The organism is Youngiibacter fragilis 232.1, assembly GCF_000495435.3.
Lineage (GTDB): Bacteria > Bacillota > Clostridia > Clostridiales > Clostridiaceae > Youngiibacter > Youngiibacter fragilis.
The window spans coordinates 1-11,468 of sequence record NZ_AXUN02000004.1; the positions used below are offsets into that span (position 1 = coordinate 1).

The following is an 11,468-nucleotide window of genomic DNA, read 5'->3' on the forward strand; positions in this document are numbered from 1 at the left end:
AGTTTTCGGGAATCCAGGTTGCAAGTCCTTCAAGTGTCGTGCCCGGCTTCACGCCCTCATCCTTCGAAATTGTTACAATTCCTTTCCTTGTGCTCACATCAACCGGAACTATCTCATCATCGAACGCCCCGAGCTCCATAGCCTTAGCGGCCTTCATCTGGCTGGAATAGGCAAACCTGTCCTGTTCATCACGGCTGATACCGTATTTTTCAGCAAGTCTTTCAGCTGTCATCCCCATTCCCTCAAGAAGGTCAGACAGAAGGTCATCAATAGTGTCCTTCCCCATCCTCAGTCCTTTGCGGGCGTTTCTTATTATGTAGGGGATCCTTGTCATGTTCTCCATGCCCCCCGCAAGCATGATATCGGCCTCCCCGGCCTTTATCATAGTTGCTGCAAGGGATACGCTCTTTATGCTTGATGCGCAGTTCTTGTTTGCAGTGAAGGCCGGCACCTCTATTGGTATACCGGCATCAAGCGCCGCCTCCCTTGCAGGATTTCCCTTAGGGTCAGTTCCGCTGATATTCCCGATTATGACCTCATCGATTATCCTCGGGTCTATTCCAGCCCTTCTGATAGTTTCCCTTAAGCTCACTGCTCCAAGAGTCTTTGCCTGCACATCAGAAAAAGAACCCATGAAGCTCCCTATCGGTGTCCTTGAAGCAATTACAATTACAACATCCCTCATTACCCTGCCTCCTCGCTAAAATCCTACTATTTTTCATCGAAATAAATAATAGACTCAATTCTTTAAACCAATTGATTATACTCTTATAAATAATGTAAGGTACCGGATATCATTTTTAAGTTACCCACATTTTCACCAATACGATTCTGCTATCATTGGTAAAAGCAAATCAGATAACAAGATTTGAATCCAATACCTTACATCACATTTCTTGAGTTTGTCAGCTAATTAATCTGTATTAATTAATTTTAAATCGCCTGTTCATTTGTGAGGGTTGATTTAATTATCTGTTTTCCTTTCTCAGTTACTTCCAGACGTCTCTTGTACATTCCTCGTTCTATGACGTACCCCTGTCTAGTAAGATGTGAACATATTGATGACATACGCATAGATTTAATACCATTGTTTTTTACAAATGCAGCCTGTTCTTCAGCACCTTTTTCAGCAACTTTGAGCAGTTCAACGTAAAGTGGAGTGAGGTTAACTTTCGCTAGAGTTTCATCCATTCCGCTAAGTTTTGGAAGGACAGCAATACCCTTATCTGTGATAGAGAATGAATAGAATTTGCTCCCACTAAGACCTTCGCGGACAATATATCCCCCTCGATCAAGCCTTTCAATTGATGCTCCACTGATTTTAGAGTCAACGCCCATTGCATCGGTCAAGTCAGACATATAACAATGCCCCAAGCGAATCATTTCAAGAATCTTAGTGTCAAAATCATTTAGCTCAATCTTCTCCCTGTTTGTTTCAGTAGGTATTCTCTCCCAGCTGGAAGCGCCATAATATTTAGGTTTTTCAGTAAGTGTTGCACCAACTGCTACAACCAGAGTGATTAGGAATCCTAAAGTAGCAAGGTATATATAATTGTTGATTATAAATATTTTTAGTATGTCGCCTAGAAGAGTTAGCACAAACATGCTGCTCATTCCTGCCACTGCTCCCCAAAGAGCACCCCGGGTATTGAATCTTGGCCAGAACGCTCCAAGACCAAGGAGAATAGCTGGAGGTACAAGCCAACAATTTGCAAAAGCGAAGATGTAAGTAGGTCCACCCGGCAGCAAGCATATAACCCAGGTAAGTATGCCAATAAGAACCATAATGATTTTAGATGCAATAAGCGTTTTCTTTGGATCAGCATTTTTATTGATCAAACGTTGGTAAATATCACGGGTTCCAACTGCTGTGGCTCCCAATGCAGCTGTTGAAGCAGTTGATATTGAGGCCGCTACTGCTCCTATAACGAAGAATGATCCTAGTATAGGAACAAAAGTGGATGCAATCAAACCATATGCCCCGGTATGTATCAATTTTCCACCAAGACCTGCAAGTACAAATTTATCCTTCATGAATGCTCCAGCATATGCCCCTATTAATCCAAGTGGAACAAGGAATATGACAAGAAGCACTATTGTTGCAAGGATGAATGAGTTTCGAGCAACCTTTTCGCTTCGGCAGTTTGCAATCTTCATCCAGTAATAGTTATTGCCCCATACTAGTGCTGCTGCAAAAAGGATAACGAAGTTAAGTATTGAAGGATACGTTAATGCAGTTCCTTTTATTGCAAGTCCTGATATTCCATTTTGGACAAAATTATTATTCATCCAATTAGCATTGATAGCTTCAAATCCGCCATATTTTCTCATTAGGAGAAAAATTAGAAGCGGAATCGCTATTGTACCAATTACAACTTGAAAGAAGTCGGTAAGTGTAGTTGCCCAGAGACCTGATATAAAGGTAAATGATATTATTATAAGAAATATTACCCCTATAACAATCGTGCTATCCCAGCCAGTATATCCCGAGATAGTATTCGCGCAGGATACGATGTTATTAGCAAGAATTCCAGCCATACCTATGACACTAGTGATTGATACAACAGAACGTACAGTACCGTCATATCTCATTTCAAGATATTCAGGTAAGGTTTGCGAACCACAGCGACGAATAAACTTAGCATATATTAGTGCAAAGAACAGGAGTCCACATACTGTGTAAATGAAACTCCACAGGAATGAGGCCTTAAATCCATTCAAAACAGTAAAGCCAGGTGCAAGAGCAATAGATGTCCCCGCAAATCCAATTGCAGCTATACCCATCATGTTAACAGGAGTTGAAATCTCACGACCAGCAAGGATATAATCTGATGAATCTGAAACCCATTTTCTGCTATAGATTCCCATGCCTACCAGAATCGCTGCAAAAATAATGAACATAATTAAGAATACAACAGTCGATGTCATTTTTTTCCTCCCTCTAAGATATTATTATCACTCAAGATTTCACTTTGATTTTTAGTCTTCCAGGAAAGCAACAACCCTAGACCAGCCTGCACTTGCTCCTTTAATTTTTATAGGCAGACAGCTTACCTGAAACCCGAATAGTGGCAGACTTTCAAGATTAGTAAGTTTCTCAAGATGGCAGTATGCCTTCTCAGCACCAGCTCTGTGCCCTTCCCAGATTACATCCTTATTCCCTGTCTCGTCGAACTCTTTCCCAATGAATGGAAGTGGAACATCCCAGCTCCATCCATCTGTTCCTACAACATGTACTCCGTGGTCGATGAGCCATAGTGTTGCCTCTTTACTTACACCGCACCCAGCAACAAGATATTCTGCCTTTCCCCATCTGGCAGATGCTCCGGTATTCAGAAGAACTATATCCCCTTCTTTTAGCGTATAGCCTATTTTTTCGAAGTATTCCTCAAAATCCTTTGCCATAACTTTATATCCGTCAGGCTTATCTCGAAAATCCACCTTAACGCCATTCCCAATACACCATTCTAGTGGGACCTGGTCAATTGTCCATGCAGGTTCACCTCCGTTCATTGTAGGATAAAAGTGGTATGGTGCATCAAGATGAGTTCCAGCATGTGTACAGACATCCAGGAAATCAATTGCCCAACCATTTCCATCAGGCAGGTCATCTTTAGTCGCATTACCAAAAAAACTAGCCATCTGTTCAGCTGTTTCCTTATGGTTGAAATATCGGATTTTCGGTATCTGTATAGGAGGATCACTCGGCAATCCATCTTCTAGAGCTATGCTTAAATCATATATTTTCATAATAATATTTCTCCTTTAACCGAAAGAATGTTTATTTATTACCCAGCAATCATGTCCAGTTAGATACCATCTGGGTTCAAATTCCTGTGCGAGCGACTTAAGTTTATTAAAGCTGTCATAGGCTGCATAATGGTTATAAATGACACTATTGAAAAGATATGGCATCATTTTATCTGGAGCAGGAGTTATATCAACAATTTCTCCTCCGAGAAGTTCCATTTTATTTAATTTAGGGAATAGGCTCACACCAAGATGTGGTATGTCTCCAGTAATGACATATCGACCTTCAGCAGTTGGAACCACTATTGCCATAGAGCCTGAAGTATGACCTGGGACTTTATATAGCTCTAATCCATTAGGAAGAATCATGTCTCCATCCAAGACATAGATGTCCTTAAGCTGTGCCAAATCCCCTGGAGTACGGGCATCAAAATCTTCTCTAATCTTCTGTGTAGGAAGAGGATTCAGTAAATTCAAATACTCATCCTTCTGAAAGTAGGTTTTAGCTTCTGGAAAAAGAAGAGCGCATCCCGCATGATCATTGTGGAGGTGAGTATAAACTACAGTGTCAATATCCTTTGGTGTTAATCCTTCCATTTCTAGCGCATTCAGCACAAAACTATTCCCGCCTTCTGCAGGACATCCACCCCATGCCTTTCCATCGATTATATGATCCTCATGAATGCCTGTATCCACCAGGACATTCTGCTTTCCATCTTGTAACAGAAATCCTGTATAAGGGAAATCAATAAGAAGGTCTGGATCTAATCCGGCAGTTAAGTTGCCTTTTGGGACGGTAATCTTTCCATAATAAAGCGATTTGATTTTCCAATTTCCCAAAACTATCCCTCCCTTTTATTTCAATGACAACATTTCTCTGGCATCATCTGGTGTCGCTACTTCATTTCCGTACTCCTTGATGATTCGTGCTGCTCGCTCTACGAATTGGGCGTTGGATGCAGCTAGTACCCCTTTGGAATAAAAGACATTATCTTCCATTCCTACTCTGATATGACCACCGAGTGCAATTGTTGCATACAAGATAGGCATGTGTCCACGGCCTATTCCAAATGCTGACCAAGTAGATCCCTCTGGTATAAGGCTCTTAAGGTATACAAGGTTTTCGACTGTTGCAGTTGTACCTCCTGCCGCACCTAATACAAGCTGATAATGCACTGGGGTCTTAAGCACACCCTTTTTGACATAATGCATAGCATTGTAAATGAAGCTTGAATCGAACACTTCAATTTCAGGTTTAACCCTGTATTCTTGCATAGTCAACCCCAGTTCCTCGAGGAATTTAGGGTGATTGATAAATAATGTCGAATTCATCCAGTTCATGCTTCCACAGTCATAAGAAGCCATCTCAGGTTGTATGCTCTTTAGGTGTGCTTGTCTTGTTTCATCTGTTGCATTCAGATCTCCTGAAGTAGTGCAATTGATAACGATGTCACACTTTTCACGAATTAACATCACCGTTTTTTCGAATAGCGACTTATCCATTGTGCCTTTGCCATCAGCATCCCTCATATGCAAATGAGCAATAGCAGCACCCGCCTTCCAACATTCATATACGTCATTTGAAATCTCTTCAGGCGTCATCGGTACATTTGGATTATCTGCTTTTGTAGGCCAAGCACCCGTTGTAGCTACAGTAATAATTGTCTTTGCCATCATTTTCCTCCTTCCTGATTATTGATTTGGACTCCATAGAATATATAGCAATATTTGTGCCAATTGATAATTAGTAGATAATGCTTGGTAATCAAGGATTTTGACAAGCAGCCGCAATTATATAGTGTATATTTTTGTTTACACTAAAATAATCCAAATCCAGCAAACCATTACTGTGGTAAGGTTTACAGGACGTGTATACCTTTGTTTACGTATATTTTTGTTTACAGTAAAACAACCTGTTCTCTTGAACAGGTTGCTTACTTAGATATTGTACTTTTTAATTTTTTTGTAAAGCATCATTCGTGAGATTCCTAAAGAGTCTGCAGCAACAGTCTTATTATTTCGACTGGTTTCCAGTGCTTTAATAATGATGTCCTTTTCGAGTTCAGCTTTTGCTACCCTCATAGTAATTCCATCTTTAAATGATTTGTTTTTTCCTTTTGAAATGTGCTTTGTTTCAAAGTAGTCCTTGAAGTGTTGCCACTCAAGAATTTGTCCACGAGCCATGTTCATCGCTCTTTCAATTACATTCTGGAGTTCCCTTACATTCCCAGGCCAATCGTACAGCATCAATTTTTCAATTGCTATTGGATTGATATCTTCAACAAGCATCCCTAGCTGATAATTCAACTTTTCGATTATATCCATGCATAATAGAGGGATATCCTCTCTTCTCTCACGCAATGGTGGAATTTTAATATTGACTACATTAAGCCTATAGAACAAATCACTTCTGAACTTATTACTCTCAACCATCTTCTTCAGATTAACATTTGAAGCCACAATAACTCTGACATTTATTGGAATTGGCTCTTTACCACCAACCTGCTCAATCTCTTTTTCCTGAAGACCTCTGAGCAGTTTGGGTTGAAGGTGCAATGGCATCTGGTTGATTTCATCTAAAAAAATCGAACCATTTTCAGCTAGTTGGAACTTACCTGCCTTACCACCTTTTCTCGCTCCGGTGAATGCACCATCGCAATATCCGAAAAATTCCGACTCAAGCAGTTCTGTAGGAATTGCTGCACAATTAATCTTAATGAGGGGAGCCTCTGTTCTGGGACTGAGATCATGTATTGCGTGTGCTACGAGTTCTTTCCCACAACCTGTTTCTCCCTCAATTAGCACTGTTGAATTTGTAAGTGCCGCTCTTTTGATGCTCTCCCTCAAATCAGCAATCAAGCTGCTCTTGCCAATTATGTTATTTACTGAATACTTTGCTCCATGAATCTTCCTAAGCTCTTTCTTATAGTATTCGATTTGGCTTGTCATGGTATTTACCTTTGTAGTAAATTCCTGCGCGCTTTTTAAGCCAGTGATAATTACATGAATAAATCCTGCTACAAGTTCACCATCTTTAATTATTGGATAATAAGACGTAAAAGCATCCTTTCCATTTCCAATTTTAACTTTCACACCATGTCCTATTACAGGCTCGCGTTTTTCCAGTGCTTCATAAATACCACTTTCAGGTATAATATCCCTTACATGTTTCCCATAAACATCATCAATAGTCAATCCATCCATCATCCGGGTCCATGATTGATTCACATAAATATATCTTCCTTCTTTATCTGTAATTGCTACCCCTTCTAGGCTATTAATAATCAAACAAAGTAGTTCATGATCTATATTCAAGCGATTGTCCAGCGTCATATACTCACCCCCTCAGTCCAAATACTCTTCACTTAAATTCAATGATACATGTGAAAATATTTATATTCAACATTTGTTGTGTCTTTAAAAAGCGCTAGATCACTAATGCATTCTACTTCAATGTGAAGTAGACATTAGTGATCTAATATACTTATATTATATTTTAAGTAATCCTTACACTTTGTCGAGTGCAATAGTCTTCCGGTGTCCTACTCTATTTATTCCGTTCATAATCTTCTAAATACTTCATGGACTTCCTGATCGAGTCATGGGGATCCTTCCAGTAGATTGAATCATTGATTTCAAGTGATATATATCCTTGAAATTTATTCTTTTCAATATCATTAAGATAATCTTTGACAGGATACTCTCCTTCTCCCAAAATCTGATGATTGCTGTCAGCAAGATGAATATGAACAATTCGATCACCTAAAGCATGGAAGAAATCATCTACGGTATCACCAGTCACTTCCATGGCAACCACATCCAAGCAGACTTTCAAATTCTCACAATCCACATTTTCAATCATCCGTTCAATATCTGCAAGTGAACATACCAGATTGCTTTCGTAAGGCTGCAACTGCTCCAGCACAAGCTCAACATCATATTGCTGGGCAGCAATGCAGATTTTTCTTATTGTATCCACCGCGTAATTCCACGATACTTCTCTATCCAAATCTCTTAACCCGCAACCAGAGTTTATGAATATCCTTTTCGTGCCCAATGCAATAGCATCCTGAAACGCATCCTCAAAGTACTTTATTGTGCGGTTTCGAACTCTTTCACCTGGATGTGAAAAACTGTAAGGATAGGCCAGGGTTTCAGGCGTGTACAAAATCACCTTCATACCTTTCCCTTCAATTCTCTCTCTAATATTCTTAAGAACCTTGTGAGCTTCCTCTCTGCTGCTGTAGTCTAATCTGCAGTAATGGGGTATCGCTCCCCAAAACTCAATATTCTTAACACCACACTGTTCCATGGATTCCAGAAAATACTCAAAACTGTATTGAACATACTGAACACTTAAGACTGCAATATTTTCCATATAAAATCTCCTTGTATGAATAACTCGAAATCACCTCTGACTTTCCAGGTAAAGCAGAAGTTAAATCCTTATACCAGAAAAATCGGAATCAACAGAAATTCTCATCCTCTCCTTAAGTGCAGAAAATCAAACAATAGGAATCCTGTATACAAATTTTCCTATTCTCCAATGATGGTCACTGTAATGGTCCTGGACGCTGGTCCGTCGAACTCGCAAAAGTAGATGTCCTGTGCATCCCCTTTAGAGATAGTTCCATCTATTATCGGTAACACACAATGATTTCCTGTAAGATGGCTTTTCAGATGACCGGTAGGGTTTCCTGCAGTTGACCCGTAGGAAGACAATAGCCTTGCATGAGCATAGGGAAAATCCTCTGGAATAAGTCTTTCCAACATATCACTTAAGTCGCTCTCAAGACACTCCAGTGATTCATTCACAGTCACACCTGTTGTAGTATGTCTCGAAATCACATACATGATGCCATTGCGAATCTTGGATTCGGTGCAGATCCCCTTGAGTTCTTCAGTGATAAGGATCCATTCGTTGTATTGTTTTGTCAGAAGTTTAATGAAGTGGTGCTCTACCATGCTAAAGCCTCCTTCTCGCCCAGGAAAACAAGCGCATTCTGAGACATTATAAGTTCAAGTGTTGACGCCCGCAATCCCAGTTCTCCTATGGCTTTTGCCATTCTTATCTGTTCGAATCTCGGATTGTTGCTGCCAAACATAATCTGGTGCCTTAAACTCCGATCAATCCATGTAAGAGCCAAATCATGAGTAAATACGCGCCTATAAAACTCCAGGGCACTATCAAAATAAAGCAGGGCAGTATCCGTATAGACATTCCGGTACTTCAGCATCATAGCTGCAGTATCCTGGACCCATGGCCAGCCAAAATGAGCGAGGCAGATCTTTAGATCCGGATACTTCTGAGCTACCGGTTCAAATTCCAGCGGTTTGGAAAACTTCATTTCCGTATCATGCTCCAGAGATATTCCGCTGTGGAATATAATCGGTTTATTATATTTCAGGCAGATATCGTATAAGGGTAGAAGCCTATCATCCATCGGAAAAAGCTTGAACTTGCTCAAATTAAGCTTAAGGCCACGTAATTCAAGCGTTTCGAATGCATGAATAAGAGCCTCGCTTGCATCTTCCCTGCAAGGATCCACACCTGCAAAACCAATGAACTTACCTTGGGACTTCTCCACAAGTAATGCAACTTCCTCATTGCTCACCACAGGACGTCCGTGTGATGAGCTGTAGTCACTGCCAAGGAGGCACAGCTGGTCAAGACCGGCACAGTTCATCTGGTTGTAGATATGTTCTAATGGTGCGACTCCATTAAGATGGATATTTAACGACTCATGTCTTAAATCAAGGGTTGTCTCATCCTCACTAATAGGCTGATAAAAGTCCGGATGCACATGCATGTCAATAAACATGATTACCTCCTCTCCATCAATGCTCTTAATTGATCAATGGCTCTTTTCGCATATAGTCTTGGTTCATTGATATAGCTAGTCACAAGCTCAATCGTTGCAGCCCCCTCATACCCATAGGCTTCTATCTCAGACAGAAGCTCAGCAAGTGGTATATCCCCTTCTCCAGGAAGGTAATGTGTATCCTCCCCATTTTTCCCATCAATGACATGCATATGTCTCATCTTGTCCTTTAACAGATCAAAATAGGCCATGATGCTTTCTCCCTGGACGAAAGGAGGTACGATGTCACACATTCCTACAACATGTGGTGAATCAACATGATCGAACAGTCGTGCCAGGTCATTGGCACTTTTCACCACATTCGTCTCATAAGGAGTCAATGCCTCCACAACGATTTTATGCTGAATTTTCTCAGCATAGTCCGCAAGCTCCCGTACCGTAGTCGTAAGCCTATTCCACATTTCATCATATCTTGTTCCATAGCCTGCATGGGCTGGACTGATCATCGTGAACTCAGCCCCCATTTCCTTTCCCATATCCATGCAAAGCTTCAGGTATTCAATACAGTCTCTTCTCATGGACTCAGAGCCAATCATAAAGTTGTAGGGATATGCATTGTGTTCCGGAGTGTAGCCAAGAATTTGAACATCATATTTCTCCATCAAGGATTTGATGATGTTGATGTCTCCATTCTTAAGGTCCGGTGCATATGCATGAGGTCTGCCTCCCCAAAGCTCAATATAGTCATACCCGAATCTCTTTGCATCAATAAATGCATGCTCCAATGGATTTCTCTGATACCCACTTGTAAACAGTCCTATTTTCATATCATTCACTCCTCTGTTCTGTCCATGGGCCAAAAACACCAATCACTTCAGACGCTAACCTTGCTCCTGTTTCCTGACACTTTTCTATTGAAATTCCATTCAGGACACCATATAGGTATCCTGCAATAAAACTGTCGCCTGCGCCTATGGTATTGACTACCTCACAGGGAAATACCCCGTACTCGTAGAATTCTTTCCCATCATAGACAAGGCTTCCTTTCTCACCAAGTGTGGCAATGGCCTGTTTCATTCCATGTGACACTCTTTCTCTCAGATAATCCTCTATGAACGGATCACGCCCGGAATGATATGAGAAGAATCCGTAATCTATGTAGGGTGCTGTTATACGGATAATGGGATCTTCCAGTCTGTCCGCATAATCGAAGCTGAAGATTCTCTGGCTTTTCTTTCGAATCTCCCCAAGAATATTTTCAGCCTTCCCCCATAAGGCACTGTGGATCAGCTCGTGCTCCGCTGCAAAACTGATGTCCTCCTCACTGAACTCCATATTCTCCAGTACACCTTCCACATACTCCCCATGAATTCTCTCGCCATCGACTAAATCCATATAGGTTACCGCTGTCATCCCTTCTTTTATCGTAAGGTGTGACAGGTCGAGACCCAGTTCGTTCAATGTACGGACTACAAGCTTCCCATGCTCGTCCGTCCCTGTGGTGCTTATCAAGGACACATTCATCCCCAGCTTCTTCATATTCACGCCGGTATCCACAACATTTCCAGTAGGATACCACCTTCCAAGTCTTTCATAGTAATCTATGCAGTTATCCCCGATCATCGCTGCTCTCATACTTAACTCCTTTACTCCATTTGATCGACTTCCATGCTGTTCTGAAGTTATGGTACCTTCGGAAAGCTTTCCTAGTGACAGTTATTTTGAATCTCAACTATTTCAGGTCATATAGACTGTGCATGAGGTCTTTGTTTCTAACGTAAAGCTCATCGTGTTTTAGACCGCTTGAAGTGAATTGCAATAGATTTGATTGCCTGTCGTGAAATTGCTCTGTATAATGTCATTAATTTGGATAAGGAAAAACCCCAAGGACCTCAT

11 protein-coding genes are annotated in these 11,468 nt (G+C 40.9%); all 11 read right to left on the reverse strand.

Features of this window, described 5'->3' with window-relative positions; translation table 11 throughout:
* On the reverse strand, nt 1-685 hold a 685-nt coding region (locus T472_RS00305), incomplete at its 3' end, for a thiolase family protein (RefSeq protein WP_023863198.1).
* Between the two features lie 248 nt (nt 686-933).
* Nucleotides 934-2,928, reverse strand: a complete 1,995-nt coding sequence (locus tag T472_RS00310; RefSeq protein WP_023383469.1) for a sodium:solute symporter family protein — start codon at nt 2,926-2,928, stop codon at nt 934-936.
* Nucleotides 2,929-2,979: 51 nt separating this feature from the next.
* Nucleotides 2,980-3,750, reverse strand: a complete 771-nt coding sequence (locus T472_RS00315; RefSeq protein ID WP_023383468.1) for a cyclase family protein — start codon at nt 3,748-3,750, stop codon at nt 2,980-2,982.
* Nucleotides 3,751-3,765: 15 nt separating this feature from the next.
* Nucleotides 3,766-4,590 carry an N-acyl homoserine lactonase family protein gene (locus T472_RS00320; RefSeq protein WP_023383467.1) on the reverse strand — a complete coding sequence of 275 codons (825 nt, stop codon included), beginning with the start codon at nt 4,588-4,590 and terminating at the stop codon, nt 3,766-3,768.
* 15 nt (nt 4,591-4,605) lie between these two features.
* Nucleotides 4,606-5,424, reverse strand: coding sequence for a beta-keto acid cleavage family enzyme (locus T472_RS00325; RefSeq protein ID WP_023383466.1), 819 nt, complete (start codon nt 5,422-5,424; stop codon nt 4,606-4,608).
* 264 nt (nt 5,425-5,688) lie between these two features.
* Complete coding sequence (locus tag T472_RS00330; protein ID WP_023383465.1) at nt 5,689-7,083, reverse strand: sigma-54 interaction domain-containing protein; 1,395 nt, start codon at nt 7,081-7,083, stop codon at nt 5,689-5,691.
* 214 nt (nt 7,084-7,297) lie between these two features.
* Entirely contained in the window at nt 7,298-8,128 is an 831-nt protein-coding gene (locus tag T472_RS00335) for a sugar phosphate isomerase/epimerase family protein (protein ID WP_023383464.1), read from the reverse strand.
* A 158-nt stretch (nt 8,129-8,286) separates the two neighbouring features.
* On the reverse strand, nt 8,287-8,715 hold the full coding sequence (locus T472_RS00340) for a secondary thiamine-phosphate synthase enzyme YjbQ (RefSeq protein ID WP_023383463.1): 429 nt from the start codon (nt 8,713-8,715) through the stop codon (nt 8,287-8,289).
* Nucleotides 8,709-9,572: an amidohydrolase family protein gene (locus tag T472_RS00345; RefSeq protein WP_023383462.1), complete on the reverse strand. Its 864-nt coding sequence runs from the start codon at nt 9,570-9,572 to the stop codon at nt 8,709-8,711. Before T472_RS00345 ends, T472_RS00340 begins: the two co-directional genes overlap by 7 nt.
* 2 nt (nt 9,573-9,574) lie before the next feature.
* Nucleotides 9,575-10,399, reverse strand: a complete 825-nt coding sequence (gene frlC / locus T472_RS00350; RefSeq protein WP_023383461.1) for a fructoselysine 3-epimerase — start codon at nt 10,397-10,399, stop codon at nt 9,575-9,577.
* 1 nt (nt 10,400) lies between these two features.
* Nucleotides 10,401-11,207 carry a fructoselysine 6-kinase gene (gene frlD, locus T472_RS00355; RefSeq protein ID WP_023383460.1) on the reverse strand — a complete coding sequence of 269 codons (807 nt, stop codon included), beginning with the start codon at nt 11,205-11,207 and terminating at the stop codon, nt 10,401-10,403.
* Nucleotides 11,208-11,468: the final 261 nt, after the last annotated feature.